This window comes from Haladaptatus sp. DJG-WS-42 (assembly GCF_037198285.1).
In the GTDB taxonomy this organism is placed as follows: Archaea; Halobacteriota; Halobacteria; order Halobacteriales; family Halococcaceae; genus QDMS2.
Genome location: NZ_CP147243.1, coordinates 2,606,579 through 2,632,670, shown reverse-complemented (window position 1 = coordinate 2,632,670; position 26,092 = coordinate 2,606,579). Strand labels below are relative to the sequence as shown.

Below are 26,092 nucleotides of genomic sequence, written 5' to 3'. Positions count from 1 at the left end.
GCTAACAAACTACATGGAAATATATAATGATTGTGGCTGAACGAAAGACTGGCTATTCCGGTGCGGCGTCCTCCGGAACCGACCCTTCGAACATCGAGGCGTCAGCATACTGGTCGCGCAGTACCTTCTTGTCGAACTTGCCCGTCGCCGTCTTCGGCACTTCCTTGATGGTCACCACGTCGTCTGGCACCCACCACTTCGGATACTCGTCTTTGACGAGTGCGAGCAGTTCGTCTTTCAGCGCCGCTTCGTCGGCCCCTTCGACCGGGACGACGAACGCAATCGGGCGTTCCTGCCAGCGCTCGTGAGGCACGCCAATGACGGTGGCTTCTGCGACGTCGTCGTGGGCCATGAGCGTATTTTCGAGTTCGACCGAGGAGATCCACTCGCCGCCGGATTTGATGACGTCTTTGGCGCGGTCGACGATTTGCATGTAGCCGTCTTCGTCAATGCTCACCACGTCGCCGGTTTTGAGGTAGCCGTCCTCGAAGTCCTCTTCGTTCGCGTCGGGGCGTTTGTAGTACTCTTGGGTCACGGTCGGGCCGCGAATCCAGAGTTCGCCGAAGTCTTCGCCGTTCCACGGCACCTCATCGCCATCGTCGCCGACGACTTTGAATTCGAGGCCGGGAACCATCAGGCCCTGCGTCTTGCGCTTTTCCATGTAGGTCTCGTCGTCCGCATCCTCAAGGCCGGCTTTCATGTGCGCGACGGAGCCGATTGGCGACATCTCGGTCATGCCCCACGCGTGGAGCACTTCGATGCCTTGGTCTTCGAAGTAGCGAATCATGGCTTCAGGGGCCGCAGAGCCGCCGATAATGACCTGTTCGAGCGAGGAAATATCCACGTCATTGTTTTTGAGATAGTCCATCAAGCCGAGCCAGACAGTTGGCACCCCGGCGGTGATGGTGACGCCCTCTTCTTCGATGAGACTCGCGAGGTCTTCGGGGCTTGGCGACGGGCCGGGATAGACGTGTTTCGCGCCCGCAGCGGTGGTCGAGAAGGGAAGCCCCCACGCGTTGACGTGGAACATCGGCACGACGGGCATCACCACGTCGGTGTCGTGGATGCCGAGGCCCTGTGGCGTGAGCGTCATCATCGTGTGCGCCCAGAGCATCTTCTGGGTGTACTCGACACCCTTTGGCTTGCCGGTGGTGCCCGAGGTGTAACACATACCTGCTGGCTGGTCTTCTGAGAGCACCGGCCAGTCGAATTCGGCGTCGTGGCCGTCGATGAACGACTCGTAGTCCGTGACGTTGTCGAGGCCCGTGTCCGGAACTTCAGAATCCATCACAACGTACTGTGAGACGCCGCCGAACTCGGGTGCGTCCGTTGCGGCACCTTCGAGTTTTGGCAGAAGCGACGGGTCAACAAAGATAATCTGGTCGTCTGCGTTCTCGACGATGTACTGGACGTGTTCGTCCGGGAGCAGTGGGTTGATGGTGTGCAACTGCGCGCCAATCGTCGGAATCCCGAAGTACGTCTCGAAGTGTCGGTGGTGATTCCAGCAGAAGGTGGCGACGCGGTCGCCCTCCTCAATGCCCGCCGCGGTCATCGCGTTTGCGAGTTGGGCCGTGCGGTCTGCAAACTCGGTGTACGTGTAGCGTTCTACACCCCGATTTGTCCGCGAGACGATCTCGCGGTCGGGATACATCTTTTCTGCGCGCCACAAGAATGGTCGAAGGGTCTGGTCAGTACCACCTGGCATACTCAGTAGACAGTGCCGCCGACTTATGATTCTTGTTACCACAACGCCCGCGGGACCTGCAAACAGTCACAGCATGTGGCACCAATTTTTCCCACCGGCAAACCTATCAGGAATTACTCCAAACGACATGTGCATGAACAGAAGAATGTTCTTGGGCATGACGGCTGGCGTCGGGCTGACCGGGCTTGCTGGATGCGGTTCTGTCCTCGCATCTGTCCCGGCACCTGAACTGTCACAAGATAAACTCGAATCCGGTGGCTGGACGCTCATCGACGAACAAGACAAGAATATGTTCACCGAGTCGTACAGCGGGGCGACAGTCTCTGCGGCCGCCCACACCCTCACCTACGAGGACAGCGACCTCACCGCGCAGATAACAGAGCGCACCCTCGACACCATTGACGCCCAAATGGCCGTCTTCTTCGCCAGCCGGGTGGATTTTTCCCCGAACTTAGACAACATGCCCGCCGGAGCCGGGCGAAAGGAGGTCATGGAGGAGACCAAACAGACGGCGAAAGACAACTTCGAGCAACGCCTCAAAGACGGCGGCTTAGTCGAGATAGAAGAAGGAGAGACGACCTCGTTCACGCCCGAAACTGGCGAGGAGGGCGACCTCATCAAATACACCGCCGCCTACCCCTTCGAGGGGTTCAGCTTCGACGTGACCGACGAGAAATCCGTCACCGTCGAAGGCGAGGACATCGTCATCAACGGCTGGCTCGCCATCTGGCATCACGACGATTCGATTCTCATTTCAGGCGGGGCGGCTCCGGCGACAAACTACGCAGAGACAATCAAAAAAGAGCTTTCTGCTGGCGTGAGCGTCACCGTCGACATCGACCTCGGCTTGCAACCAACTGCCTACCGCGACGAGATTTTCTCGCTCATGCGCACCGTCAGGTAACCCGGTAGCTGACCGCAATTCCTTCGCCGACGGGCATCACCGCCGTCTCGAACGCCGGGTCTGTCCGAACCATCCCAAGATAGTCCGCAATGCCCTGCGTTCCCGCGTCCATCGCCGGGTCGTCGCCCTCGGCCCACGCGAGGAGTGTTTCGAAGTCTTGTACCCCCGACGTCATTGCATTGTCCGCGATGACGACGCCCCCCGGCGCGACTTTGTCTCGCACCGCGTCGAATGCGTCTTTGTAGCGCTCTTTTTCGTTGTCGATGAGCACCACGTCGAACGGGCCGTCGTACGCGTCTACGATGTCGATGGCGTCGCCGTGTTCGAACTGGGCGCAATTTGCGAAGCCGCCGCGTTCAAGATACTCACGGGCGCGGTCTAATTCATCGGCGTCGATTTCCGTGAGCACGAGTTCACCGTCTGCGGGCAATGCGCGGGCGAACCAGTAGGCGGAGTAGCCAAAGCCGGAGCCAAACTCGAAAATGCGTCTCGCATCGACCATCGTGGCGAGCAGTTGGAGCCAGCCGCCGACTTCGGGGCCGACCGTCGGGAACCCGATCTCCTCGCCGTAGGCGTCCATCTCTTCGAGAATCTCGTCTGGGTCCGGGCCGAGTGCGCGAACGAAGCGAGCGGTCTCTTCGGGGACAATCTCCGTCATACGTTGGGATTCTCACCCCACCGGCAAAACGCTTCTAGCGGTTGCGCCCGAGCGGGAACATGATGCGGTCTGGATGCTCGTTGAACGCGGTCAAAATCCGTTTGTAAAGGTCGTTTTTCACGCGCTGGCCCTGCCGTGGCTGCGTGAGATACCTGAGTCGGAGGTCAACCCAGGACTCTTCTTGTTTGATGTTCACCGTTGGGCGGTCGCGCACCTCTAATTCGACGGGGGTCTCTGCGAGTTTTTCGCGGTAGTTTGCGATGCTGTTCGCCATCTCGTCACCGAGGTAGTCGTCGGCCACGTCGACGAGCAACGATTCGGCGAAATCGAGGTCGGTCTCGAACGCCACTTGGATAGACAGTTCGTTCCAAACGTGGGGAAACTCCTCCCACGAGTAGTTGTAGACGTGCGAGGAGAGCACCACGCTGTTTGGGAGCGTGATGATGCGCCCGGAGGGTTGATTCGAGGAGACGAGTTCCCCGTTTATCTCCCAGAGCGTGGTGACGAAGAAGTCAACCGCGACCACGTCACCTTTCGACCCTTCGATGGCCACTCGGTCGCCGACTTGGTACGGTCGTTTGACCATGATGTAGAACCAGCCGATGAACGAGAAGAGTGGCTGTTGGAGCGCAAAGGTGATGGCAAAGCCAACGACGCCGAGCGAGACGAGCAGGCCAACCCACTGCTCGGTGATGATGGCGAAGGCGCTCACGAGCGCGAAGACGATGAACACTAACTGGACGATATTTTTGATGTCGTGTTGGCGCCTGCGGTCTGCGAACTGCGTGTTGATGAGCCGGGTCGTAAACAGATAGAGCCCGTAGGCGAGAAACGCAATCGCCAACGTTGAGAGGAGTTTTGCGATGACGACGGTTGCCTGAAACCCGTTGATGATGAACTCATCTGGTGGGAGGCTATTTACAAAGACGGCGACCACAGAGAACGCCGCAGCGAGCAAAAACGAGATGACACCAAGTGGACGTTTCACTGTTCGTGCAATCACACCCCCGAACCAAAACCGTTGTCCAACACATCTCTCACGGATTTCCATGACACGGAGACCCTAGACAACCAGTATCATAATTATCAATTCTGCGACAGGTTTATGAACCCCGGGGAGGTTCCCTTCACCACACACGATGGAACCACTCGAAACGCTTTCAGCAATCTCGCTTCTCGGTGTCGCACTCGCGGTCATCGGAGAGTTCTCAGGAAGTCTGCTCACAACCACAACGGGGCTTGCAACGTTCGTTCTCGCTCTCGTGGTTGCCTTCAGTGTCATGACGTTCCGCCTCGCTCGCGCGACGGCGGTGTGGACTCGCACGACTGACCACATGGCAGACCCCTTCCTGAAGTAAGTAGTATCGATTCTTGATAATTATTCACTCGTCGTGAGCGACAGCGCCCCCAATCGGGGGTGTCGAACGACACCGAACTAAAGAAACGACCGTTCGCGAAAGTACACGACGAGGATAATCGTGATGAGAAACATCCCGAGGAGGACGGTGGGATAGGCGTAGGGCCACTGCAACTCGGGCATGTTGTAGGCGCTGCCAGCGAAATTCATGCCGAACAATCCCGTGACGAGCGTGAGCGGCAAGACAATGGTTGCGACGACGGTGAGCGTTTTCATCACGTCATTTGTCGACTGTGAGAGCACGTTGAGGTAGATGTCTCGCGCGCCGCTTACGAGGTCACGGTAGGTTTCGATGAGGTCCACTACCTGCACGATGTGGTCGTACACGTCGCGGTAGTACTTTTCTGTGGGCTGTTGGATTTGCTTCGGGTCCCCGCGGGCGAGGATGCCCACCGCTTCGCGCGAGGGCCACGAAACTTTCCGAAACGAGAGCAGGTCGCGGCGAACCGCGTTGATGGCTTCAAGTGTCTCGATGTCCGTCGAGGTCGTCACCTCGTCTTCGATGGCTTCGATTTGGTCTTCGAGCTGGTCTAACACGTCGAAGTAGCCGTCTACGATGCCGTCGATGACGCGGTAGGCAGTGAAGTCAGGCCCCCGTTCGAGCAACCGCTCGTCTTCGCGTAACACTGCCTCCCACGTGGTGTCGATGGCTTTGATTCTGGCCGCCGAGAGCGTGACGACCCAGTCGTCGCCGATGTAGACGCCAACGGGAATGTCGCGAATTTCCTCGTTGAACGTCGTATCACCTTTCCGGAGCCGCGCGGTTTTCATGAGGACGAACGTGTAGTTGCGAAACTCTTCGGTTTTCGGGCGGACGTCGTTTACGAGGTCTTCGACCGTGAGCGGGTGGATGTCGAACACGGCCGCCACATCGAGCAGCTCCCCTTCGCTCGCTTCGGTTGCCCTCACCCATGTCGTTCCCTGTGCGGCTTTCGCAGCGTCAAGGTCGTCGTATTGTGTGATTTCGCCGTCAACGAAAACGACCGCTTCGGTGGTCATGCGTCCGCCCCGGTAATCCAACTAATAGAGAGTAAGGTAACGCCGACCATCGCACCGGTCAGTGACAGCTCGCGTCCCGGGTAGGGTGCAACGATGCCGAGGGCGTAGCCGAACAGGCTGAGAGCCGTAATCGCAATCCCCGCACCCAGTACGGTGTTCATACGCACCGTGACACGGGCCCACGCAAAAAGGATTGCCGCGAATTAGTGCTCGATGCCCGCGATGAGTTCGTCTACGCGTGCCTGCTCGCCGTCGATCTGCTGTGGGTAGACGCCGATGCCGACGACGTAGTCGTCGCCGTCGCCCACAGCTTCGGTGACGTGAATGTACACGTCAACCTTCTCGCCGTTTGCGACCTCTGCACGGGCGCTGAATTTGGTCACCGTTCGGCTCTCTCCGAGCATCGAAACCGAGCGCTCGCCTTCCTGTTGGATGTCGCTCAGCCCCTTGTAGGCCGACTGAATCTGCATGACGAACTCCTTTGCAGACCACTCGCCAACGGGGTTGAACGTCTTGCCCGCGATGTCAACTTTCGGCGTCGAGAGGACGATGAAACGGGCGAGTTCCTGCTCACCGAGGAGGCCGAGGTCGACCTTGCGTTTGTACTCCTGGATGTGGTTCGTGACCTCGACCTGCCGTTCTTGGTCTGCAACCGAGAACGACCGTTCGACCGTCTGCTCACCGGAGGAATCCGGCGCTTTCTCGTAGCCGGTCTCGTCGAGGGACGCCGAGGCGACTGTCGCAGTTTCAGCCGAGAATTTGAGCGCCTCCGACCCTGTCAAGAAGCCAATACATCCGCTCAGTGAACCAACTGCCCCCATCGAAAACAGGGCAAGTGCTCTACGCCGTGATATCATCTGTTGTGCGCGTCTTACTCTTTGTTCCATATAAGTCTCTTGGCCTACCAATCAGTATGGGTGCACGTACCACCCCTCCACAAACGGAAGTCGACGCAACCGACGTTAGAGGCGATAGGTCGGGCCGTTGTCCGAATCTTCGATGGTGACGCCGAGCGCGTCGAGTTCGTCGCGCAGTTCGTCTGCGCGTTCGTAATTCCCTGCCTCGCGCTCCTGTTCACGCACCCGGAGCACGAGGTCAACGACCTCACCCGCGAGCGAAACGTCGCTTTCTGGCTCGCCGCCGAAGGTGAAGCCGAGGACGCCGCCACCGAGTTCCTCGAACAGCGTGACCGCCTCGTGGAGGCCTTTGTAGTCGAACTGGGCTGTGTCGTCCGCGTGGCGGTTGACCGCAGAGACGAGTTCGAGCAGTGCCGCGAGCGCCTCGCGGGTGTTGAAGTCGTCGTTCATCGCGTCGGTGAACGAGTCGCGGGTTGCGTCGAGAGCAGCTCTGAGTGCCTCGTCTACGACCTTGCCGGAGGCGTCCACGCTGTCGCAGGCTTCGACCGCGCGTTCGTAGCCCCGTGAAAGCGTCTCCCAGCGCTTTTCGGCCTCGCTGAACGTCGCCTCGTTGAACAGTTGTGTGCGGTTGTACGCGGCGGACATGAGGAACATTCGCACCACGTCTGTTCCATACTCTGCAACGATGTCTTTGGCCGTCGAGAAGTTGCCAAGACTCGTGGACATCTTCTCGCCCTCGGTTTCGAGCAGGCGGACGTGAAGCCAGTAGCGCGCGAACTGCTTGCCAGTGGCCGCCTCGCTCTGGGCAACTTCGTTTTCGTGGTGCGGGAAGACGAGGTCTTGGCCGCCGACGTGGATGTCGATGGTTTCGTCGAGGTGCGTCATCGACATCGCAGAGCACTCGATGTGCCAGCCCGGTCTGCCTTCGCCCCACGGTGCGTCCCACACGTCGCCGCCCGGCGGAGCGTCGTCGGGGTGGGCTTCTCCGGCTTTCCAGAGCGCGAAGTCTGCCGGGTTGCGCTTTTCAGAGCGTTCGGTCGGGTCGCCCTGTGACTCCAAATCCTCGACCGACTGATTCGAGAGTTTGCCGTAGTCGGGGAACGTGGTCACGTCGAAGTAGACCGACCCGTTCGATTCGTAGGCGTAGCCCTTCTCCATGAGCGTCTCGATGAGCGACTCGATTTCGGGGATGTGCTCTGAGACGCGGGGATAAATCTCTGCGCGCTTCAGGTTCAGCGAGCGCATGTCGGCGAGTGTCTGCTCGATGAAGTGGCGCGCCACCGACGCCTCGTCGTCGCCTACGTCGGCACCGATTCGCGCGACGATTTTCTCGTTTACGTCGGTGAAGTTCTCGACGTGGTGAACGTCGTAGCCAAGAAATTCGAGCCACCGGTGCATCACGTCAACGTGCACCCACGAGCGGGCGTGGCCGAGGTGCGCGAAATCAGAGACGGTGAGGCCACAGTAATAAAGAAGAACGGAGTCCGGGTTCTGTGGCGTGAACACCTCGCGCTCACCTGTGAGCGTATTCGTCACGTGTAGCGTCATTATCAAAGGATACTGAGCAAAGGTGTTTGAATCCGTCGGTGGCGGGTTCACGCACTCGCATCTGCGGGAGAAAGCGAGACGAAAAACGTTGCACCGCCCATGTCGTTGTCTTCGACCCAGACTGTTCCGCCGTAGCTTCGAACGAGCGTATCAACGAAGTAGAGACCGAGTCCGGAGCCACCGCTTTCTAAGCCTTTCACGTCGCGTCTGAAGATTTCGGTTTTCCGGTCATCGGCGATGCCGCCACCGCTGTCGGCGATGGCGACGATGACCTCGTCTGCGTACACCTCACACCACACGTCGAGTGAGAGCGTCCCGGTTGTGTTGTGCGTCACCGCGTTGCCGAGTAGGTTGTCGAACACCTGCGAGAGGGTGTCGTTCGCGGAGACGGTGATGCCATCGGGAATCTGCGTCGTGATGGTGACCTCGTCGTGGGTGTTTTCAATCTTGTCGGTCGCCGCGCGCAGCGACGCAGAGAGGTTGGTTGGGCCAACGGGTTTCCCCTCACCGCCGCTCATGGTATCGACGATGAGGCGCATCTCCTTTGTCATCGAAACGATGTCGTCACACCAGGTGAGAATCGTCGCAAGGTGACGTGCGCCCTCCTCGTCGGTGTGGGATTGGAGCAACTCTGCACGCGATTGGATGACGAACATGCTGTTCAACACGTCATGGCGGAGGATGTGGTTCAGAAAGTCGAGGCGACGGTTCTGAAATTCGAGTTCGCGTTCCTGTTCGAGCCGGTCTAAGGCGGCCGTGGCGCTACTCGCAAGAATCTCTGCGAAGTCGACGTCGTTGTCGGTGAACTTCTCGAGTTCCCGTGCGCCGATACCGAGCACGCCGTGGTGGCCGAGTGGAACCATGATGGCGCTGTGAATCGGCGTTTCCGGGATGGCGAGATCTTGGGTTTGGATATCGTCGAACACGTAGGTCCGTCCCGCGCGGAACACCGGCCAGATGAGTCCGTTGCTCGGACGGACGCTCTCATAGAGGTCGAAATCGGCTAGCGACTCCGTCTGGGCGGTGAGCGTCAAGCGGTCTGGGTCTGACTCTTTGAGCCACACCGCGGTGAGCGATTCGCCGAGGACGTCCTCTGCGACCGTGACGACCGCCTTTGCGACCGCTTGCTGTGACCCGGTTGTGATGAGGCGGTTGGTTGCCTCTCTGAGCGCGGTGAGCGTCTGTTCGCGTTGGACCCGCTCGGTCACGTCGCGGGTGTTCACGACGAACCCCTCGACGTTCGGGTCGTCAAAGCGGTTCTGGCCACGAGATTCGAGCGTCAGATACGAGCCGTCTGCGTGTCGAAACCGGTATTCGATAGTCGGGATGTAGTTTGGGTCCTCGAGCGCGCGAAAGAACTCTGCGATGGTGTGCTCTTGGTCGTCGGGATGGACATAGTCAAAGGCGTTATCGCCGAGAAGGTCGCCCGGCCCGTAGCCGAGTACCCGTGAAGTAGAGGGACTTTGATACACAATTGCCCCCGATTTATCGAGAATTGCGATGATATCAGAGGAGCCCTCAATCAGTGCCTGAAACTGCTCCTCGGTGTGGATGGAATCACCCATTAGTATATCTATTCTATATGTATCATAAATGAATATTACTCTCTCGTATCTCAATACGCTGGTACTGCTTCCAACTCCCGTTCGACCGTTCGCAACGCCGTCGGGCCGTCCCGTCGAGCGACGACGACGATGAGCGTCCCTTCTGTGCCTGCGGCAGCGAACGGTTCGATGTCAGCGAGCGCGAGACAGGAAAGCACGTGCCCCAGTGCGGTCACTGACACGTCGCCCGCAACGACGATGCCTGTCAGCGAACCCGCGCCAGCGACAAGGTGGGTGTCGCCAACGGTGACCAGTGCGTCCTCTGAGTCGCCCTCACCAAGCCCGCTTTGCATCGAGACGCGCGGGGCGCAGTCCGTCTGTTCGAACGCTGGCAAGTCGTCCGCGAAGCGACGGAGTGCGGCCGTGACGGCTTCCGTGTCACCGATGTCGAGAAAGCGAGCGGCGGCGGTGTAGTTGACAACGTCTGCTCTGAGTGCGAAGTGGAGAAAGGGATGCCCGCGAACCGCGGCCCGCGTCTCCGAGGCGAGTGAAGACATACTGTCTCATTTCGGTCACGATGATTTAGTCGTTCGGTGGAATCGATGCAAATACTCATTAGTCGAGAGATGAGAACACACCACATGCTTCGCGCGACCCTCTATCTCGACTTGCAGTGTGACTGTGTCCTGAGCAAAATCACAAGCGAGGGAGACGAATCGTTCACCGTCACGCAAGAAGAAGTGCTGGACGACGAGTACATCACGTTCCTCATCGAAGCCGGTGAACGAAGCGACCGCTTCGAGGCGCGCCTGCGCGAGGACGAGATGGTGACCGAGGTCGAGCGTATCGGAACCTCCGGGCTGCTCGTCACCAAACGCTCATGTGGTGCGTTGCCCATCATCCGTGAAAATCACGGCATGCTCCACGGATTAGACCGCGTCAACGGCAACGAGCGCGTGTTCGACGTCATCGTGTTCAGACGCGAAGACCTGAAAGCCATCGTTACAGACCTTCGGAAAATCGGGAGTGTCAGACTCGGCCGCCTGACGCCAGTAGACGACACGACGAGTTCGCTCTCGACGCGACAAGAGGAGGTCATCAGAGCCGCCATAGAACAGGGCTACTTCGACTGGCCTCGACGCATCGACGCGAAGACGCTCGCCGCCCAACTCGACATCACGCACACGACGCTCTTAGAACACCTGCGGAAAGCCGAGAAAAAGCTCCTCACCGAGGCGCTCCACCAGTCGTCGACGCAGGTGGCCGTTGGCAACCCACCCGTTGCTCCCGGCCCGTCTACGTGAGGGAGATAACCCCCGCGTGTTTCCGGAAGTGTACTTAAAGAACCTACATCTGTAGGATAAAGTCGTTCATGGTAGACCATGGTATACCAAACCATGGCTAACGAGGCAGGCAACCGACCAGCGAAGCACACCAGACGACGATTCTTACAGGGCACGGGCGCGACCGCATCCGCACTCGCACTCGCCGGCTGTCTTGGCGGCGGTGGCGGCGGAGGCGACGGCGAGAGCACCACCGTCCGCTACCTCTCAGACCGCGGCGATTCGAAGGAAGTGATGGACGCGATTATCGCCGAGTTCGAAGAGCAATCAGAGTACACTGTCGAAGTGACGTACACCTCGAAGGGGACTTCGACCGACCAAGAGATGCAGAAGATGGTGGCGGCGGGCAACCCACCGGACATCCTCTTTGACACCTCGACCGACGCCTACCGCCTCCAGCGAGACGGCGTCCTCGCGCCGCTCACCGACGCAGTGGCGAACAACGACCTCCCTGACCCCGTGAACGTAGACGGCGAGTCCTACTTCGCGGCGGCGATGGTCGAACCGCTGATGGGGTGGTATCGAAGCGACATCTACGACGAGAATCCAGAGACGTGGGAGAACTGGCAGGCAGAGGCACAGCGCGTCTCCGAAGAAGAGGACATGCAGGGGTACATCGTCCAGTCCGGGCAGACGAACAACGCCGACACACAGATGACCCAGTACCTCTGGCAAAATGACGTCCAAATCTACTCCGGGCCGTCTGACAACATCGAGGTCACGGTGGACAAAGGCGACAACCGCGCCGCCGCCATCGAGACGTTCGAGTGGGTCCAGCAGATGGCCGAGTACTCGCCCAACGGCAGCGGGTGGGAGTGGGGCGACGCGATTGGTGCGCTCCAACAGGAAAACGCCGCCGCGGGCGTCTCCGTAGGTGGACTGCCCATCCTCATCATGTCCAGTAACCGCCCAGATTTAGTGAAGCAGTTCAGCCCGATGCCGTTCCCCGTTCCACAGGGGAAGGCCCAGGACAAGTGGTGGGCGTACATGGAGGGCCACCTCGTGCGAAACGACGGCCAAGCGACGACGGGCGCACAGGAGTTCGTGAAGTTCTTCAACCAGTCTGAGAAGTTCTTCGACTTCGTGCTCTCTGCGCCGCTGTTCCAGTTCCCACCAAGCCGCGAACAGCTCGACAGCGACGCGGTCAAAAACAACGAGACGCTGAACGAGTACCCAGAAGTCCTCCAACTCGTCAAGGACAACTGGGACGTGTTCACCTCCGTCCTCGCCACGGGCGACGGCGGCGCGCCGAACCTGCTCGCCGCAGACGGCTACGGCAACCAGGTGTTCGGACAGGCCGCAGACCAACTGCTCGTCGGCGGGAAATCTCCGGAGGAGACCGTCGATTGGCTCGCTGAAAAGCTCCGTAGTCTCAAGCGATGAGCGTCAGCCTGAAAAACCGCCTTCGAACCCCCGACTTAGACGGGAGCACGTGGCTCTTGCTCGTGTCGTTCGTCCCGTTGGTGGCGTTTTTCATCGTCGTCTGGGTCGTCCCGATAGCGTACGCCCTCGGAATGAGTCTGTTTCAAGAGCCGGTGCGAAATCCGGTGTTCGTCGGGCTCGGCAACTACGTCTCACTCCTCACAGAGCCAACGTTCTGGGGCTTTCTCTGGAACAGCGTCGTCTACGCCATTGCGACGACAGGGCTCAGCCTCGTGCTCGGCCTTGGGCTTGCACTCGTCGTGAACCAGAAGATTCGCGGTGGGGCGGCCCTACGGACGCTGATGATTTTCCCGTATCTGTTGCCGACGCTCGTGGTCATCTTCATGTGGAAATTCATCTTAGACCCGAACATCGGCGTCCTCAATCAGGTGCTCGAAAACGCCGGTCTCATCGCAGAGCCAATCGCCTTCTTCTCGACGCTGACGTGGGCGATGCCCGCCGTCGTCATCACGAGCGTCTGGAAGTTCGCGTCGTTCGCGTTTTTCATCCTGCTCGCCCGCTTGCAGGCCATCGACCCCGACCTGTACGAACGGGCGCGCGTCGAGGGCGCGACGACGTGGCAGGCGTTCCGCGACATCACCATGCCCCACCTCCGAGGAGCCATCCTCATCATCCTCCTCGTCCGGGGCATCTGGATGTTCAATAAATTCGACATCATCTATCTGACCACGCGCGGCGGGCCACTGCAGGAGACGACCACCCTCCCGATTCGCGTGTTCCAAATCGCGTTCAACGAGGTGAACTTCGGTGAGGCGACCGCGCTCGCAGGCATCATGTTCTTCCTGCTCGCGGCGGCCGCTGTGGTCTACTTCCGTACGTTTGCGCCGGAAACGGAGGTGGCCCACTGATGGCGACCGCTGATTCCAGTTGGTTCGGCCACCGAACCCAACAGCGCCTTCAGCGCATCGCCTTGTACGTCACCGCCTTGCTCATCACGACGTTCGTCGTGGTGCCCGTCTACCTGATGGTGGTCATCGCCCTGCAGTCTCCGGCGGCCACCTTCGCGGGCGGACAGGTGAACTTGATTCCGAAGGGTTTCACGGCGCGAAACTTCCTCGTTCTCTTGAACACCACCGAGACGGTTCGCTACTTCACGAACAGCCTCATCGTCACGGCGAGTTCGACGATTCTCTCGACGGCAATCGCGATTGCCGCAGGCTACGGCCTCACCCGCTTCGAGTTCCGCGGGAAGTCCATCGCAGCACGCGCGGTGCTGTTCAGTTACATGTTCAGCCCCATCGTGCTCGCCATCCCGCTGTACGTGATTTTCTACAGCCTCGGGCTGTTGAACAGTTACTTCGCGCTCACGCTGGCGCTCACCGCGATTTCCGCGCCGTTCACCATCTGGCTCATGTGGCAGTACTTCCAGACGGTGCCCCTCTCGCTTGAGGAGGCGGCGTGGGTGCGCGGCGCGAGTCGCTTCCGGACGGTCTGGGACGTTGTCCTGCCCGTCGCCCGGCCGGGCTACATCTCGGCGGCGATCTTCGCCTTCGCCGTCGCGTGGAACGATTTCACCATGGCGCGTATCGTCATGAGCAACGACGACATGTACACCATCAACGTCGGCGCGAGTCTGTTCTTAGACCGCGTCACCATCGGATGGGGCGAGACGATGGCCGTCTCGCTGCTCATCTCCATCCCCCCATTCCTCATCGCGCTGTTCCTCCAGCGATACCTGCTGCAGGGGTTCAGCGTCGGAGGGCTCGAATAACTATGGCACAATCCATTCGACTCGACACGGTTCGCAAAGAGTTCACAACACTCGGCCAGACGCACGTCGCAGTAGACGACGTTTCACTGGAGATTCCCGCCGGTTCCTTCACGACACTCGTTGGCCCCTCTGGGTGTGGGAAAACCACCACGCTGCGAATGCTCGCCGGGCTCGAGACGCCCACCTCAGGGCGGATTCACTTCGGTGACGACGACGTGACCGACCTCCCGCCCCAGAAGCGGAACGTCTCGATGGTGTTCCAATCCATCGCGCTCTACCCCCACATGAGCGTCCGCGAGAACATCGGGTACGGCCTCAAGATTCACGGCGTCCCGAAAGCCGAACGAGACGAGAAAATCGAGGAGGCCGCCCGCGTGCTCCAAATCGAAGAGCAACTCGAAAAGATGCCCGCGGAACTCTCGGGCGGACAACAACAGCGCGTCGCCCTCGGCGGCGCGTTCGTCCAAGACCCGGAGGTGCTCCTGCTCGACGAGCCGATGAGCGACTTAGACGCGAAGCTCAAATCCGAGTTGCGCGTCGAAATTCAGCGCCTCCACCAGGAGTTGGACACCACCATCGTCTACGTCACCCACGACCAGACGGAGGCGATGACCATGTCAGACCGCGTGGTGCTCTTGCGTGAGGGCCACGTCGCGCAGTTCGACCCGCCACGGACGCTGTTCCACCGGCCACAGTCAGAGTACGTGGCGGGCTTCATCGGCACGCCCTCGACCAACCTGCTCCGGTGTTCGGTCACGGACGCAGACGGCACCCCAACCATCGAAGGCCACGGCATTCGGTTGCCCGTTGGCTCCCACCTCGATGGACACGTCGGCGAGACGGTGACGCTCGGCGTCCGGCCACAATATCTCCGACCGTCCGGCGGCGACATTCGATTCACGGTGACCGCAGAGGTCGTCGAACCGCTCGGTACGGAATCGGTGGTACACGGCAAAACCGCAGACGGCACTCGCGTAGACGTGGTCTCTGCCGAAGTCGATGACGCACAACCGGGTGACGAACTCACCGTCGGGTTCGACCGCGAGGACTGCTACATCTTCGGGGAGAACGGCGAGACGATTTGCTTCGGTGACGACCTCGCGGCGAACCAAACCCAGCTTCCATGAGTGACAGACCTCTCTCAGACGTGACCGTGCTCGAACTCGGGCACATCATCGCCGGGCCGTTCTGTTCGCTGTTGCTCGCAGACATGGGCGCGCGCGTCATCAAGGTCGAACACCCAAAGGGCGGCGACCTCGTGCGCGATTCGTCGCCGCTTGGCAACAGCTCGTTCAACTACGTCAATCGGGACAAAGAGAGCATCACGCTCGACTTGAAAACCGACGACGGGCTCGACATCTTCCACCAACTGCTCGCGGATGCGGACGTGGTCGTCGAGAACTTCAAGCCGGGCACAGCAGAACGCCTCGGCGTCGGCTACGACTCGCTGAGAGAACAATACCCAAAACTCGTCTACTGTTCGATAAAGGGGTTCAACGAAGGCCCCTATGAGGAACATCCCGCCCTCGACCCGGTCGCAGAGGCACTCTCGGGGCTGATGAGCGTGACCGGCCATCCCGGCGAACCACCCGTCCGGTCGGGGACGAGCGTCGCGGACATGGCCGCCTCGCTTTACGGCGCAATTGGCATCCTCGCTGCGCTCCGCCAACGCGAAGAGACCGGCGAGGGACAGAAGGTGTCCGCGCCGCTGTTCGAGAGCACCGTCGCGCTCATGGGCTACTGGCTCTCGTTCACCCAAGCCTACGACGACGTGCCGGAACCCCTCGGCGCGGGCCATCCGAACTGGGCACCCTACGACGTGTTCCAGACCGCAGACGAGAAGTGGGTGTTTGTCGGGCCATCTGGCGAACACCAGTGGCGTGCATTTTGCAGCGCGCTCGACCTCTCGCTCCACGAAGACAGCCGCTTCGAGACGCTCGCAGACCGCCGCGAGAACGTCGAGGTGCTCACCGACTTGCTCGCCGTCGAACTTCGACAGTTCGACCGGGCAGCGATTGTGGACAAACTCCACGAGGCGGGCGTCCCCGTCGCGCCCGTGAACAACATCCGTGAGGTCTGTAACGACCCACACCTCGCGGCCACGGACGCGCTCACGTCGATTCACGTCGCGGAGGGCGACGGCGACAGCGTGAACGTGCCGCGCTCTCCCATCCGCTCGTCTGCGTTCTCGCCGATTGACTCGGACGATCCGCCGACGCTCGGCGAGGACACCGGCTCGATTCTCGCCAGCCTCGGCTATTCGAGTACAGAAATCGAAGCGCTCAGAGAACAGGGCGCTATCTGACCGCGCGGGCGAGCGAGAGCGCGTCGTCCAGTTCCACTTCTTCTCTTTCACCAAGTGCAGAAAGCAGCGCGGCCACCCGCTTGTCGGTCGGTTCGACGTCCGCACGAGTGAGGAGTCGTCGCGCTGCGCCGCGTCCCGTATCAGGGCCGAACAGCAGGCGACGGGTCCCGCCAAACGCTGCGGGGTCGAACGGCTCGAACAGCGCCGGGTCGTCCAACATCGCGGCGGTATGTAATCCCGATTCGTGGGAGAACACTTGGTCGCCTAGGAGGGGTTTCCAGTCGGCCACGTCCTCGCCAAGCGCGTCGAGAACGGCGTGAGCGTGGGTGAGCAGATTCGTGGTGTCGATGTTCGACTCGACGGCCTCTTCGCCGAGCAATCCGGCGACGACGAACTCCTCTGTCGGGACGTTTCCGGCACGCTCGCCGATGCCTGCGACCGACACGTCTACGCGGCCAACGCCCATGTCAGCAGCAGCGAGCGCGTTTGCGGTGGCGACGCCGATGTCGTCGTGGAAGTGGACGCCGACGCGCGTGAGGTCGGTATCGAGGGCGGTGAGCGTTTCTTCGACGCCTCTCGGTGTCCGACTGCCGACGGTGTCTGCGATGGTGACGTACTCCGCATCGACGGCTTCGACGACTTCTGTGAGAAAGTCGAGGTCCGTGCGAAACCCGTCCATCGCGGTGAAGTGGACTTCGAGGCCGGTGTCGTGGGCAACGTCGAGCGCCTTCTGAATGGACGTAAGCAGGTCGTCGCGGGAGTCACCGAGCATAAACTCGCGCTGGGCGTCGCTCGTCGGCGCGAAGAGGTCGATAACGTCCACGCCCGCGTCGACGGTGGCTTCGATGTCGCCTTCGATGGCGCGGGCGATACCCGTTGTTTTGGCGGTGCCGTCGTACCTGGCTGCGACGCGCTTCGTGCGGTCGTCTGCGACGGGAAACCCGAGTTGGATGTAGTCCACGCCGAGCGCGTCAAGGTGGCGGGCGGCGGCGACCTTTTCATCGACCGAAAAACGCCGCCCCGGTCGTTGCTCTCCCTCTCGGAGGGTGACGTCAAGCAGTTTCATGGTGAAAAGAGGAAAGCAACGACCAAACGATTTCCCCCTGCATGTGTGGGTTTCCGCGGGCGAAGCCGCTAAGGCCGACCTCTCCCAAGAGATGTTATTAATGAAGGCGCTCGTGATTGCCGCCCACGGTTCGCATCTGAACGCGGAGTCGAGCACCCCGACGTTCGCCCACGCGGACACGATTCGAGCCGCGGGCGTGTTCGACGAGGTGCGCGAGGCGTTCTGGAAAGAAGAGCCGTCGTTCAGAGAGGTCATTCGCACGCTCGAAAGTGACGAGGTGTACGTCGTTCCACTGTTCATCAGCGAGGGCTACTTCACCGAACAGGTGATTCCCCGGGAACTGCGCCTTGCTGGCTGGGACGTGGCCGACTGGGACTCTGACGGGTTGAGCGCGACCCACGTCACGCTCACGAGTGAAGACACCGGAAAGACAGTGCACTACTGCGGACCGGTTGGTACCCACGAGTCGATGACCGACGTGATAATTCGTCGAGCAGAGTCGGTGACGGGCGACCCCGAGGTCGGGCCGGACTTCGGTCTCGCCGTCGTCGGCCACGGCACCGAACGCAACGCGAACTCCGCGAAGGCGATTCACTACCACGCAGACCGCATCCGCGACTCCGGGCGATTCACGGAGGTCGAGGCGCTGTTCATGGATGAGGAACCAGAGGTTGACGACGTGACCGACTTCTTCGAGTCGGAGGATATCGTCGTCGTCCCGCTGTTCATCGCGGATGGCTTCCACACCCAAGAGGACATCCCCGAGGACATGGGCCTCACCGACGACTACCGCACGGGATACGACGTTCCCGCAACGGTCGATGGCCACCGCATCTGGTACTCGGGGGCGGTCGGTACCGAGCGCCTGATGGCAGACGTGATTCTCGAACGCGCCGCTGATGCGGGCGCGCCCGTTGGCGACGCCGTTGAAACAGTGCGTGAAGCAACCCGCGCCGTGGGAGGTGGGCAATGACGGAACCCCACCGCGCCGCGCTCAGAGAAGCCGCCGCAGACGGCGTCTCGTGTGACGGTCTCGTTGTCTCACAGAACGAGAACGGCTACACGTTCGAAACGCCCGCGACGCGCCACGAGGGCCTGAGCAAGGAAGCGTTCGACGCCGTCGCTGCAGACCACCCGTGGCTCGTGTCGAACTGGGACTACTGGCAAAGCCTCGACGACCCGGCACGCCGCGCGTTTTTGCGCGATCTGGAAGGTGCAGACGGGACGAGCGTGGCGACCCGCTATGAAACGCTCAGCGACGGTCTCTCTACGGAGTGGGGCGAACTTCACATCACCGCGGCAATTACTGAGACGGGCGAGCGGACGTATCGCGTGTGCCACGTCACAGATGCAGGCGTGAATGCTGAAACGTTAGCCAGCTACACCGACCCACTCGACGCCCGCGATATCGCGAAACGCGACGCGGATGGTCGGTATCGACCGCTCAAGACCGCGCCGACGCTCGCCGGTGGGTGGGAGTTCGTCTCGCTCTCTGGGCGCGACCTGCTGCGGACGGTGGACTTTTTCTACCCAGCGACGGTCGCAAACTGGTATCGAGAGCGGGAAAGCGAACTTGATGTGACGCACTTCCGCGAGACCGCAGAACGCCAGACCGGAATCTACGACATCATCGACGAGCTTCCGGTGGAGGCGGTCGAGTGGGTGGCCGAAGCGTGCTGTGTCGATTCCCAGTGCCTGAAACGCCGCGAGTGGGACGAAGATGCAGAGACGCCCCTCTCGGTACCGCGTGGTGAGGGTGAGTTCCCGTGTCGAGAACCGTGTTCGCTCGTCGTCGCCGCGGCGCGAAAGTGGACGAAACTCGAACAGGAATCGGAGCAAACCTACGAGTTGACGCTGACCGAGAGCGAGTTCGAGCAGTTAGGAGAACTGGTGGAGGCGGTTTCGGAGGGGCGCGTAGCTGAGATTCGAGAAGCCGACGTGTACGATGGTGCAAACCGGTATCGGGCGCGCTACCTGCGGGCAAAGCGACTGACCGACGGGCGATTCGAGCGCTAGCGAAGTTTCCGGAACAGCGGCCAGAACGGCAACGCAAGCGTCACGGCGACCGCCAGAATGAGTGGCATGAACGTAACTCCGGTAACAGTTGTTCGGCTATCGACGATGAGCAGGCCAACGAGGCAGGCAAACAGGTACAGCCACGCTAACACCGCTTTCGACTTCACTCGGTCTCCGAGCGGAATGCGCCACGCACCAAACATGACGACCTTCTAATTCAGCAGAGATTATAAATTTCAGTCAGACGGGTGTAGGACGGTTTATATACTTCAAATATCGTGAGCGTCACGAGAGAATGAAATAAACCGCGACGAGGACGCCCGCGAGCACCGCGAGCACGCCAAACAAGAAGACCGTGCTGTTTGCGGTGAGCAGCGCGACGAGCGCGAGGACGAGCGCGGCGACCCCGAGTATCAACACGGGCAGGTCTTTCGACTCAAACGTGGAGCCCTCGAACAGCCCGCCGGATGACTCCGGGTTCGGAACCGGTTTCCCGAGCGATTCATCGACCTCGACCGGTTGTTTTTCGACCGTCGGCTCAGCGATTTTCACGTCGATGAACTTCGTCTCTGCACCGTAGGCGGAGACGACTTTGAGTTTCCCGCGAACGGGGCGCTTGCCGTCGAAAACGGAGATACGAACCGGCCGGGTGGATTCGGATTTGACGTGGTGGTTCCCCGCTTCGAGGGTGGCGACTTCCGAGAGCGCGTCGTCTAAGTGCAGGTGGACGTGCACCGGCTCGCCGTGATTGACGAGATTGACGGTGAACGTCCCGCCCGTCTCAAAAGAGTCCGGTGTCTCAAGTGCGTGGAGTCGGCCGCGGTTGACGTGCACGGGAAGCGTATCGGACACGTCACTGAAGTCAACGGGACAGTAGAAAAAGGTTCAGGCCGCAATGTCCTCCCGCATGTCCGGCGGGAGGAGGTTCGGGATGCCGTCCTCGATTGGGAACGTCTCGCCACACTCGGTGCAGACAAGGGTTCCAGAGAGGATTTCTTCGTCGTCGCGCTCGTCGACCTCCAGTTCGAGGTCGCTCTTGTCCATCGGACAGCAAAGAATGTCCATCAGCGATTCCTTCATCGAAGCTCACCCGTGGTCATACTGAACGTGTGGGAAGGTATCGCTAAAAGCGTGACGGGTCTCCGCTCCGTTTTATTCGAGCGGGTTCTCCAAGATGACCGTCTGCTCGCGGTCTGGACCCATGCCGACGGCGAAGATGTCGGTGTCGAGTTCGTCGCTGATGTATTCTAAGTACGTCTGTGCGTTGTCCGGAATCGCGTCCCAGCCGTCTTCTGCGACGGCGCTCCAGTCAACGTCGTCCCAGCCTGCGAACTCCTTGTAGGTCGGCTCACAGCGCGCCCACTGTTCGGTGGTCGGTGGGACCGTGAAGATTTCCTCTCCGTCGAGGGTGTAGGAGTGGCCGACTTTGAGGTCGCCAAGCCCGGCGAGTACGTCGATGTGGTTGATTGCAAGGCCAGTGAAACCGCTCGCGCGCTCTGCGTGGCGGAGCATCGGCATGTCGAGCCAGCCGATGCGGCGTGGGCGACCGGTGACGGTTCCAAACTCGCCGCCTTTCTCGCGAATCTGGTCTGCGAGGGCTTTCATGTCGCCGTCGAGTTCGGTCGGGAGCGGCCCCGTGCCGACCCGGGAGAGGTAGGATTTCACGATGCCGACGACGTCGCCTTTGCCGACAATGGTGGGTGCAACGCCCGTGCCGACGGACGCGCCGCCGGAGGTCGGGTTCGAGGAGGTGACGTACGGGTAGATGCCGTGGTCGATGTCGATGGACGTGCCCTGTGCACCCTCGAACATCACGTTCTTCCCGTCTTCGATGGCGTTCGTGAGGAACTCGCCCGCGTTCACGGTCATGTCGCCCTCAGCGAGGCGCTCGCCGAAGCGTTTGTACTGATCAAACAGTGCGTCCACGTCGAACTCTGCGCCGGTTTCGACGCCAAAGACGTCCTCTGCGAGGGCGCGTTTCTGTGGGACGACGTATTCGAGGCGCTCGCGGAGCACGTCGGGGTCTAAGAGGTCGCCGATGCGGATGCCGCGGCGACCGGCTTTGTCCTCGTAGGTCGGACCGATGCCGCGGCCCGTGGTGCCGGCGTCTAAGTCGGAGTCGGACTTGGCTGTCTCCTCGATGCCGTCCAGCACTTTGTGGTACGGGAGGATGACGTGGGCGCGCTCTGCGACGCGGACGTCCGGTGAGAGGCCGCGCTCTGCGAGCGCGTCAATCTCTGAAAAGAGCGTTTCTGGATTCACGACACAGCCGTTGCCGAGGACGCCGATTTTGCCCCGGACGGCCCCGCTCGGAACGAGCGAGAGTTTGTATTTTTCGCCGCCGTGGACGACGGTGTGGCCTGCGTTGTCGCCGCCCTGGTAGCGGGCAACGATGTCGGCATTGTCGCCCCAGAGGTCAACGACGCCGCCTTTGCCCTCGTCGCCGAGCTGCGAACCGACGATGGTTACGGTCATACGCGGCAGTTCCTGTTACCGGGGTAAACAGATTACGGAATTGCCGACGCGATAAACTCACAATACGTGTCATGTTGTGTCGCAAGCCGAAGCGTTAATTAATGCCACACGCAAAGACCGAATCTACCATTCTATTCGGGTGTGGCGACAGCAACCTTTAAAAGCTTCAAACACAAGTTAACAAATGCCATGATAGACCGACTTGAGAAGGAAGTCGATATGCTGGAACGTCACCTTCAAGTCCTGAAGATGGTCATCGAAAACGAACCCATCGGGATCGTGAAGATGTCCAACGAAACCGGCTACCCGCACCACAAAGTACGCTACTCCCTCCGCGTGCTCGAAGAGGAGAACCTCATCGAGCCATCGAGTCAAGGTGCAATCACAACCGACCGAACCAAAGAGTTCGTCGCCGAACTCGACGGCAAGGTCGACCAGATCATCGAAAAGCTCGAAGGAATGAAAATCGAAGGCGCGACCGAACTCGCATAATCGTTCTTCGCTAGCTACCCCAACTACCGTCTGCAACGCGCAGACGCCTCTCTTTCGTTTAGCTATGTCGTTGAACGTCCCTACAGTTCTGGGACGTTCATATAGAACTCGCCGCCGCGTGCTTCAATGAGACACAGGTGATAGCCCTGCTTGCGCGAGAGTTTCACGAAGCTCTTTCGCTTATCCCGACTGAGCAGGCCGCCACCTGCAGCATCGACGGCCGTTTCGAGCGCTTCTGGCTCGTAAAAGCTCGTCGTGACGAAGAACGCAGCACTCAGGCTGTCCGAGGTTTCTGCGACGCGCGTCCCCTGTTTGACGAGCGACGCGAGCATTGCTTCGGTGGCCGGGTCGCGCGAATCGTTGAAGTTTGCGACCACGAGGGGGTTGCCCATCCGGTCGCGCAACACCACGTCGAATTTCAACTGCTCGCGGTGTTCTTCGCCGTTTTCTATGTATTTCACGCCGACGTTCGCGTTCAGCTCTGCGCGGTCGATTTTCGGAATCGCCTCGTAGAGGTCGCCAAGCGCGTTCGTGTTTCGCGTGTCCGCAATCTCGAATATGAGCGTCTGAATCGTCCACGCGACGAACCGGTATTCGACGGTGTTCGTGAGGAACGTCTCGAACTGCGCGCCGTTTACGGCAACCGACGACGCGTCGAACTGCGTGTGGTGTTCGATACGGAGGTTCTCGATGACCCCGTCTGGCTTCGCTTCGCCGTGGAAGGCCTTTTCGAGCGTTGCCTTCCCCTTCGTGTGGTAGCGGATGAAGAGGTTCGTGCCGTCTAAGGCGTCCGTGGGCGAGAGGGTCTGTTCGCGGCCAACGGCCGCGCCACTCGCTTCTGCCTGTGAGAGCAGGTCTTCGAGTCGCGTCACCTCGGCTTCAAGCCGCTCGACGTCTGCCGCGAGGTCGTCACGCTCTGCGCGCAGGTCATCGCGTTCCGTGCTGGCCTGTTCGAGTTGTGCTTCGAGGCGTGTCACCTCGTTTTTCTGGTTTTGCAACTCGGCTTTGAGGTCTTCGAGTTCGGGAGCTGGCTGTGACGCTGTTGGCTGCTTTGGCGGCGCGGTTGGCGTGCCCGTCGCCCGCTCTGACACCGATTCGCGGACGCGCGAGCGGTCTGGCTTGCTCGCCTCATTCACTCGCTTCGAGGTGTCGATGCGCGCACCGGAGTCTTCTGTCTTCGCCGGGTCGAGCGACGGAATCGTCCGCGTTTCGAGTGCCTTCGCGCTCAGGCTCGACGCACTGGGTGCGCGGCTGACCTCCGCGGGTTCGCGCTCTTCAGACCGGGGCAGGCGCGACGCAGGCGGTGACTCTGGCTCTGCGAGCGGGTCTGGAGCGGACTCGGCGTCGGGTTCGGGTGCTGGCTCCGGCTCAGAGTCCGACGCTGGTTCCGGTTCGACGTCCGTGGTGGCCTCCACTGACGCTGCCTCGCTGTTAGCCATGGTTGGCTCCGCAGGTGCATCGTCAGCAGCAACGGAGGACTCTTCAGCGGTATCGTCAGCGTCGGGTTCCGCTTCATCTGTCGGCGCCGGCTCCGGTTCTGGCTCAGGGTCGTCCACAACGTCTGGCTCAGCGACGGGCGTTGGTTCGGGTTCCGGCTCCGGCTCTGGCTCTGGTTCTGGCAGGTCAATGATGTCGATATCGACCGCGTTGACCGAGTAAATCCCGACTTCGTCGGCCGCGCGGTCGAAGGCTTCGTCGTCGGTGAGCATCCGACCGCTGGTGCCGACAAAGGCGATGCTCTTTGCGCGCCCGGCGTAGTAGACAACGTAGTAGTCGCCAGACAGCACGTTTTCAGACAGCTCGATGTAGCCGCTGAAGTTGCCGCTCGTGAGTTGGTCGTTCACCTCACGAAGCGGTGTGTCGTTGGTATAGTACTTCGCGCGCGTCTCGCCGTCTGCTTGTTGCATGAACAAGAGCAGGGGGAGCGACGAGTGGGGCGCGGCGTACGCCGTGCCGGAGGCGTCCTCGAACGCCGCAATATCACCGTCTGCGATGCCGACGACGCGGCCGTTCAGCATGAAGAGCCACGCGCCGCCTGCAGATACCGCGCCGGAGAACGCCTCGTCGGCGAGCGTATGCAGGCCTCGGTAGCCTTGTGCGAACGACCGAGCGTCCCACGCCTGGATTCGCTCGACCGTAGTTTGGTCCATAGTCACAAAAGCAAGAATAACGGCAAATAGTTTCCGCACGACTCATCATATTCTGGAAAGAAAGGTGAGAGAGAGAGATGACCGGTCAGAGTTTGGACTCTGCGTCTTCTGCAAGTTCCTGCATACGCTTGCCGATACGGCCTGCGTTCGAGAACTCGTCTTCGCTCATCGCGTTCGCGAGTGCGTTACCGAGGACGAAGACGGCGTGTTTGTGCTCGCTTTTTGACTTGTGAACATCGGCTGGCGTGACGTCGAGTTGGTAGTACGGGTCAAAGAGGGTCGCGTCTACACCCGAAATCTCCGAGTAGTTCTCCATGATAGTCACCATCTGCTCGTGCAGCTGAAGAAGTTCATCTTTGTGCATTAGCGGGTGTTTAGCGAGAACGCCGCTTAAGAATTTCTGACAACTGGTACCACAATTGGCCGGGTTAGAAGACGTATTCGTCTTCGTGACCCATCATCCCGTCGTCTTCGAACCCACCCATCGGTTCGTCGTCCATCGGCCCGCTCGTCTTGTACGCTTTGAGCCCGGCTGAGATGAGTTGCTGGACGGCCTCTTCGCGGTTCATGAATTCGCCGCTCTCTACCATCTGCGTAATCTGCATCTCGAGGTGCTCCGGGATTGTTAGCTCAACTTTGGGCATCGGAATAGTCGCCGCTTCGTGGGAGCCGTATTTAACTCTGACGGGGAACGAGATTCGCGCTACGTGAAGACATGTGACGATGTTCGTTCGTGCCAGTGGCCCAGAAAAGACGCGTGCACAGCGTGAGAGGTGCGTCCGCGGGTGCCAATGAGAACTCGCCCAGTGCGCGACGGTTCGACAACTCTTACGACTTTCCGACACGTAGAATGGGTATGAGCGAGCGAGACGTGACGAATGTCTACAAAGAGTTCGGTGAAAAACGCCTGCCGCCGGGACAGCGAGAGACGTCTCGGTTCCCCGTCCTCTCGAAGGGCGGGACGCCAAAATGGAACAAAGAGACGTGGAAGTTCGAGGTGTGGGGAGCCGTCGATAACCCGCTCACGCTCTCGTGGGAGGAGTTCACCGACCTACCGAGCGAGACCCAATTACAGGACTTTCACTGCGTCACCGGGTGGAGCAAACTCGACTGTTCGTGGACGGGCGTGACGTTCCCGACGCTCGCAGAGTTGGCACAGGTGCGCGACGACGCCACCCACGTCATGTTCTACGGGATGGACGACTATTCGACTGACCTCCCGCTCGCAGAGTGCATGCGCGACGAAATGCTGTTCACGTGGGCGTACGAGGGCGAGCCGCTCGAACCCGACCACGGCGGCCCGCTTCGGGTCGTGATGCCCCACCGCTATGCCTACAAGGGCTCGAAGTGGGTGAAGGGCGTCGAGTTCCTCACCGAACCAGAGCGCGGCTACTGGGAGAAGCGCGGCTACTCCCAGACGGCAAATCCGTGGAACGAGGAACGCTATAGTTAGGCTAAA

The 26,092-nt window shown here is 60.5% G+C and carries 29 protein-coding genes; 12 read left to right on the top strand and 17 right to left on the bottom strand.

The genetic code is table 11. The features are described 5' to 3' along the window. Positions 1-52: 52 nt before the first annotated feature. A complete protein-coding gene (locus V5N47_RS14220) occupies positions 53-1,705 on the bottom strand; it encodes a long-chain fatty acid--CoA ligase (RefSeq protein ID WP_338728436.1) in 1,653 nt (550 codons plus the stop codon). Between the two features lie 133 nt (positions 1,706-1,838). On the opposite strand from V5N47_RS14220, the gene V5N47_RS14215 reads away from it, so the two are divergent. Beyond that, on the top strand, positions 1,839-2,609 hold the full coding sequence (locus V5N47_RS14215) for a hypothetical protein (protein ID WP_338728435.1): 771 nt from the start codon (positions 1,839-1,841) through the stop codon (positions 2,607-2,609). Here the strand turns inward: V5N47_RS14215 and V5N47_RS14210 are convergent. Both V5N47_RS14210 and V5N47_RS14205 read right to left on the bottom strand, forming a co-directional pair. Beyond that, the gene (locus V5N47_RS14210) at positions 2,602-3,267 is read right to left on the bottom strand and encodes an O-methyltransferase (RefSeq protein WP_338728434.1); all 666 of its coding nucleotides are present in this window, start codon (positions 3,265-3,267) and stop codon (positions 2,602-2,604) included. The two genes, V5N47_RS14215 and V5N47_RS14210, sit on opposite strands and share 8 nt — an antisense overlap. Positions 3,268-3,301: 34 nt before the next feature. Further along, complete coding sequence (locus V5N47_RS14205; RefSeq protein ID WP_338728433.1) at positions 3,302-4,255, bottom strand: mechanosensitive ion channel family protein; 954 nt, start codon at positions 4,253-4,255, stop codon at positions 3,302-3,304. Between the two features lie 151 nt (positions 4,256-4,406). Between V5N47_RS14205 and V5N47_RS14200 the strand changes: the two genes are divergently transcribed. Further along, the gene (locus V5N47_RS14200; RefSeq protein WP_338728432.1) at positions 4,407-4,625 is read left to right on the top strand and encodes a hypothetical protein; all 219 of its coding nucleotides are present in this window, start codon (positions 4,407-4,409) and stop codon (positions 4,623-4,625) included. A 77-nt stretch (positions 4,626-4,702) separates the two neighbouring features. On the opposite strand, the gene corA is transcribed toward V5N47_RS14200, so the two are convergent. The 6 genes from corA to V5N47_RS14170 all read right to left on the bottom strand — a co-directional run bounded on the left by corA (position 4,703) and on the right by V5N47_RS14170 (position 10,189). Beyond that, entirely contained in the window at positions 4,703-5,683 is a 981-nt protein-coding gene (gene corA / locus V5N47_RS14195; protein WP_338728431.1) for a magnesium/cobalt transporter CorA, read from the bottom strand. Next, the gene (locus V5N47_RS14190) at positions 5,680-5,844 is read right to left on the bottom strand and encodes a hypothetical protein (RefSeq protein WP_338728430.1); all 165 of its coding nucleotides are present in this window, start codon (positions 5,842-5,844) and stop codon (positions 5,680-5,682) included. The genes corA and V5N47_RS14190 overlap by 4 nt, the downstream gene beginning before the upstream one ends. A 42-nt stretch (positions 5,845-5,886) precedes the next feature. Continuing rightward, positions 5,887-6,540, bottom strand: coding sequence for a DUF6517 family protein (locus V5N47_RS14185; RefSeq protein ID WP_338728429.1), 654 nt, complete (start codon positions 6,538-6,540; stop codon positions 5,887-5,889). A gap of 105 nt (positions 6,541-6,645) precedes the next feature. Then, complete coding sequence (gene cysS, locus V5N47_RS14180) at positions 6,646-8,088, bottom strand: cysteine--tRNA ligase (RefSeq protein ID WP_338728427.1); 1,443 nt, start codon at positions 8,086-8,088, stop codon at positions 6,646-6,648. A gap of 47 nt (positions 8,089-8,135) precedes the next feature. Further along, positions 8,136-9,653, bottom strand: a complete 1,518-nt coding sequence (locus V5N47_RS14175; protein ID WP_338728426.1) for a PAS domain-containing sensor histidine kinase — start codon at positions 9,651-9,653, stop codon at positions 8,136-8,138. A 50-nt stretch (positions 9,654-9,703) separates the two neighbouring features. Continuing rightward, positions 9,704-10,189: a hypothetical protein gene (locus tag V5N47_RS14170; protein ID WP_338728424.1), complete on the bottom strand. Its 486-nt coding sequence runs from the start codon at positions 10,187-10,189 to the stop codon at positions 9,704-9,706. Positions 10,190-10,273: 84 nt separating this feature from the next. Between V5N47_RS14170 and V5N47_RS14165 the strand changes: the two genes are divergently transcribed. The 6 genes from V5N47_RS14165 to V5N47_RS14140 all read left to right on the top strand — a co-directional run bounded on the left by V5N47_RS14165 (position 10,274) and on the right by V5N47_RS14140 (position 16,434). Further along, the gene (locus tag V5N47_RS14165) at positions 10,274-10,936 is read left to right on the top strand and encodes a helix-turn-helix domain-containing protein (RefSeq protein WP_338728423.1); all 663 of its coding nucleotides are present in this window, start codon (positions 10,274-10,276) and stop codon (positions 10,934-10,936) included. Between the two features lie 93 nt (positions 10,937-11,029). Further along, positions 11,030-12,358 carry an extracellular solute-binding protein gene (locus V5N47_RS14160; RefSeq protein ID WP_338728422.1) on the top strand — a complete coding sequence of 443 codons (1,329 nt, stop codon included), beginning with the start codon at positions 11,030-11,032 and terminating at the stop codon, positions 12,356-12,358. Next, on the top strand, positions 12,355-13,266 hold the full coding sequence (locus V5N47_RS14155; RefSeq protein WP_338728420.1) for a sugar ABC transporter permease: 912 nt from the start codon (positions 12,355-12,357) through the stop codon (positions 13,264-13,266). Before V5N47_RS14160 ends, V5N47_RS14155 begins: the two co-directional genes overlap by 4 nt. Beyond that, complete coding sequence (locus V5N47_RS14150; protein WP_338728419.1) at positions 13,266-14,129, top strand: carbohydrate ABC transporter permease; 864 nt, start codon at positions 13,266-13,268, stop codon at positions 14,127-14,129. Before V5N47_RS14155 ends, V5N47_RS14150 begins: the two co-directional genes overlap by 1 nt. 2 nt (positions 14,130-14,131) lie before the next feature. Continuing rightward, complete coding sequence (locus V5N47_RS14145; protein WP_338728417.1) at positions 14,132-15,256, top strand: ABC transporter ATP-binding protein; 1,125 nt, start codon at positions 14,132-14,134, stop codon at positions 15,254-15,256. Next, the gene (locus tag V5N47_RS14140) at positions 15,253-16,434 is read left to right on the top strand and encodes a CaiB/BaiF CoA-transferase family protein (RefSeq protein ID WP_338728415.1); all 1,182 of its coding nucleotides are present in this window, start codon (positions 15,253-15,255) and stop codon (positions 16,432-16,434) included. The genes V5N47_RS14145 and V5N47_RS14140 overlap by 4 nt, the downstream gene beginning before the upstream one ends. Here the strand turns inward: V5N47_RS14140 and V5N47_RS14135 are convergent. Then, a complete protein-coding gene (locus tag V5N47_RS14135) occupies positions 16,427-17,500 on the bottom strand; it encodes a LeuA family protein (RefSeq protein WP_338728413.1) in 1,074 nt (357 codons plus the stop codon). The genes V5N47_RS14140 and V5N47_RS14135 overlap by 8 nt on opposite strands. Before the next feature lie 100 nt (positions 17,501-17,600). Between V5N47_RS14135 and V5N47_RS14130 the strand changes: the two genes are divergently transcribed. Then, positions 17,601-18,473 carry a CbiX/SirB N-terminal domain-containing protein gene (locus V5N47_RS14130; protein WP_338728411.1) on the top strand — a complete coding sequence of 291 codons (873 nt, stop codon included), beginning with the start codon at positions 17,601-17,603 and terminating at the stop codon, positions 18,471-18,473. Then, positions 18,470-19,516 carry a DR2241 family protein gene (locus V5N47_RS14125; protein WP_338728410.1) on the top strand — a complete coding sequence of 349 codons (1,047 nt, stop codon included), beginning with the start codon at positions 18,470-18,472 and terminating at the stop codon, positions 19,514-19,516. Before V5N47_RS14130 ends, V5N47_RS14125 begins: the two co-directional genes overlap by 4 nt. Here the strand turns inward: V5N47_RS14125 and V5N47_RS14120 are convergent. From V5N47_RS14120 to V5N47_RS14105, 4 genes are all read right to left on the bottom strand, one after another. Further along, the gene (locus V5N47_RS14120; RefSeq protein ID WP_338728408.1) at positions 19,513-19,719 is read right to left on the bottom strand and encodes a hypothetical protein; all 207 of its coding nucleotides are present in this window, start codon (positions 19,717-19,719) and stop codon (positions 19,513-19,515) included. The two genes, V5N47_RS14125 and V5N47_RS14120, sit on opposite strands and share 4 nt — an antisense overlap. An 82-nt stretch (positions 19,720-19,801) precedes the next feature. After that, on the bottom strand, positions 19,802-20,368 hold the full coding sequence (locus V5N47_RS14115; protein WP_338728406.1) for a hypothetical protein: 567 nt from the start codon (positions 20,366-20,368) through the stop codon (positions 19,802-19,804). A gap of 33 nt (positions 20,369-20,401) precedes the next feature. Further along, a complete protein-coding gene (locus V5N47_RS14110) occupies positions 20,402-20,596 on the bottom strand; it encodes a methytransferase partner Trm112 (protein WP_338728404.1) in 195 nt (64 codons plus the stop codon). A gap of 72 nt (positions 20,597-20,668) precedes the next feature. Next, the gene (locus V5N47_RS14105) at positions 20,669-21,991 is read right to left on the bottom strand and encodes an adenylosuccinate synthase (RefSeq protein WP_338728402.1); all 1,323 of its coding nucleotides are present in this window, start codon (positions 21,989-21,991) and stop codon (positions 20,669-20,671) included. Positions 21,992-22,180: 189 nt separating this feature from the next. Between V5N47_RS14105 and V5N47_RS14100 the strand changes: the two genes are divergently transcribed. Beyond that, positions 22,181-22,483, top strand: coding sequence for a hypothetical protein (locus V5N47_RS14100; protein WP_338728401.1), 303 nt, complete (start codon positions 22,181-22,183; stop codon positions 22,481-22,483). A gap of 80 nt (positions 22,484-22,563) precedes the next feature. On the opposite strand, the gene V5N47_RS14095 is transcribed toward V5N47_RS14100, so the two are convergent. The 3 genes from V5N47_RS14095 to V5N47_RS14085 all read right to left on the bottom strand — a co-directional run bounded on the left by V5N47_RS14095 (position 22,564) and on the right by V5N47_RS14085 (position 25,277). Continuing rightward, positions 22,564-24,633, bottom strand: a complete 2,070-nt coding sequence (locus tag V5N47_RS14095) for a hypothetical protein (protein ID WP_338728400.1) — start codon at positions 24,631-24,633, stop codon at positions 22,564-22,566. 85 nt (positions 24,634-24,718) lie between these two features. Further along, complete coding sequence (locus tag V5N47_RS14090; RefSeq protein ID WP_338728398.1) at positions 24,719-24,997, bottom strand: UPF0058 family protein; 279 nt, start codon at positions 24,995-24,997, stop codon at positions 24,719-24,721. Between the two features lie 64 nt (positions 24,998-25,061). Further along, positions 25,062-25,277 (bottom strand): cell surface protein, encoded by a 216-nt coding sequence (locus V5N47_RS14085; protein ID WP_338728397.1) that lies wholly within the window; start codon positions 25,275-25,277, stop codon positions 25,062-25,064. A 212-nt stretch (positions 25,278-25,489) separates the two neighbouring features. On the opposite strand from V5N47_RS14085, the gene V5N47_RS14080 reads away from it, so the two are divergent. After that, a complete protein-coding gene (locus V5N47_RS14080) occupies positions 25,490-26,086 on the top strand; it encodes a sulfite oxidase-like oxidoreductase (RefSeq protein ID WP_338728395.1) in 597 nt (198 codons plus the stop codon). Positions 26,087-26,092: the final 6 nt, after the last annotated feature.

Coding starts and splice junctions, on each gene's coding strand:
- V5N47_RS14200 (WP_338728432.1), top strand. CDS start 4,407: ATGGAACCACTCGAAACGCTTTCAGCAATCTCGCTTCTCGGTGTCGCA.
- V5N47_RS14090 (WP_338728398.1), bottom strand. CDS start 24,997: ATGCACAAAGATGAACTTCTTCAGCTGCACGAGCAGATGGTGACTATC.
- V5N47_RS14135 (WP_338728413.1), bottom strand. CDS start 17,500: ATGAAACTGCTTGACGTCACCCTCCGAGAGGGAGAGCAACGACCGGGG.
- V5N47_RS14175 (WP_338728426.1), bottom strand. CDS start 9,653: ATGGGTGATTCCATCCACACCGAGGAGCAGTTTCAGGCACTGATTGAG.
- V5N47_RS14120 (WP_338728408.1), bottom strand. CDS start 19,719: ATGTTTGGTGCGTGGCGCATTCCGCTCGGAGACCGAGTGAAGTCGAAA.
- V5N47_RS14210 (WP_338728434.1), bottom strand. CDS start 3,267: ATGACGGAGATTGTCCCCGAAGAGACCGCTCGCTTCGTTCGCGCACTC.
- V5N47_RS14220 (WP_338728436.1), bottom strand. CDS start 1,705: ATGCCAGGTGGTACTGACCAGACCCTTCGACCATTCTTGTGGCGCGCA.
- V5N47_RS14100 (WP_338728401.1), top strand. CDS start 22,181: ATGATAGACCGACTTGAGAAGGAAGTCGATATGCTGGAACGTCACCTT.
- V5N47_RS14145 (WP_338728417.1), top strand. CDS start 14,132: ATGGCACAATCCATTCGACTCGACACGGTTCGCAAAGAGTTCACAACA.
- V5N47_RS14095 (WP_338728400.1), bottom strand. CDS start 24,633: ATGGACCAAACTACGGTCGAGCGAATCCAGGCGTGGGACGCTCGGTCG.
- V5N47_RS14170 (WP_338728424.1), bottom strand. CDS start 10,189: ATGTCTTCACTCGCCTCGGAGACGCGGGCCGCGGTTCGCGGGCATCCC.
- V5N47_RS14185 (WP_338728429.1), bottom strand. CDS start 6,540: ATGATATCACGGCGTAGAGCACTTGCCCTGTTTTCGATGGGGGCAGTT.
- V5N47_RS14150 (WP_338728419.1), top strand. CDS start 13,266: ATGGCGACCGCTGATTCCAGTTGGTTCGGCCACCGAACCCAACAGCGC.
- V5N47_RS14155 (WP_338728420.1), top strand. CDS start 12,355: ATGAGCGTCAGCCTGAAAAACCGCCTTCGAACCCCCGACTTAGACGGG.
- V5N47_RS14110 (WP_338728404.1), bottom strand. CDS start 20,596: ATGAAGGAATCGCTGATGGACATTCTTTGCTGTCCGATGGACAAGAGC.
- V5N47_RS14140 (WP_338728415.1), top strand. CDS start 15,253: ATGAGTGACAGACCTCTCTCAGACGTGACCGTGCTCGAACTCGGGCAC.
- V5N47_RS14165 (WP_338728423.1), top strand. CDS start 10,274: ATGCTTCGCGCGACCCTCTATCTCGACTTGCAGTGTGACTGTGTCCTG.
- V5N47_RS14125 (WP_338728410.1), top strand. CDS start 18,470: ATGACGGAACCCCACCGCGCCGCGCTCAGAGAAGCCGCCGCAGACGGC.
- V5N47_RS14215 (WP_338728435.1), top strand. CDS start 1,839: ATGAACAGAAGAATGTTCTTGGGCATGACGGCTGGCGTCGGGCTGACC.
- V5N47_RS14085 (WP_338728397.1), bottom strand. CDS start 25,277: ATGCCCAAAGTTGAGCTAACAATCCCGGAGCACCTCGAGATGCAGATT.
- corA (WP_338728431.1), bottom strand. CDS start 5,683: ATGACCACCGAAGCGGTCGTTTTCGTTGACGGCGAAATCACACAATAC.
- V5N47_RS14160 (WP_338728422.1), top strand. CDS start 11,030: ATGGCTAACGAGGCAGGCAACCGACCAGCGAAGCACACCAGACGACGA.
- V5N47_RS14105 (WP_338728402.1), bottom strand. CDS start 21,991: ATGACCGTAACCATCGTCGGTTCGCAGCTCGGCGACGAGGGCAAAGGC.
- V5N47_RS14190 (WP_338728430.1), bottom strand. CDS start 5,844: ATGAACACCGTACTGGGTGCGGGGATTGCGATTACGGCTCTCAGCCTG.
- cysS (WP_338728427.1), bottom strand. CDS start 8,088: ATGACGCTACACGTGACGAATACGCTCACAGGTGAGCGCGAGGTGTTC.
- V5N47_RS14080 (WP_338728395.1), top strand. CDS start 25,490: ATGAGCGAGCGAGACGTGACGAATGTCTACAAAGAGTTCGGTGAAAAA.
- V5N47_RS14130 (WP_338728411.1), top strand. CDS start 17,601: ATGAAGGCGCTCGTGATTGCCGCCCACGGTTCGCATCTGAACGCGGAG.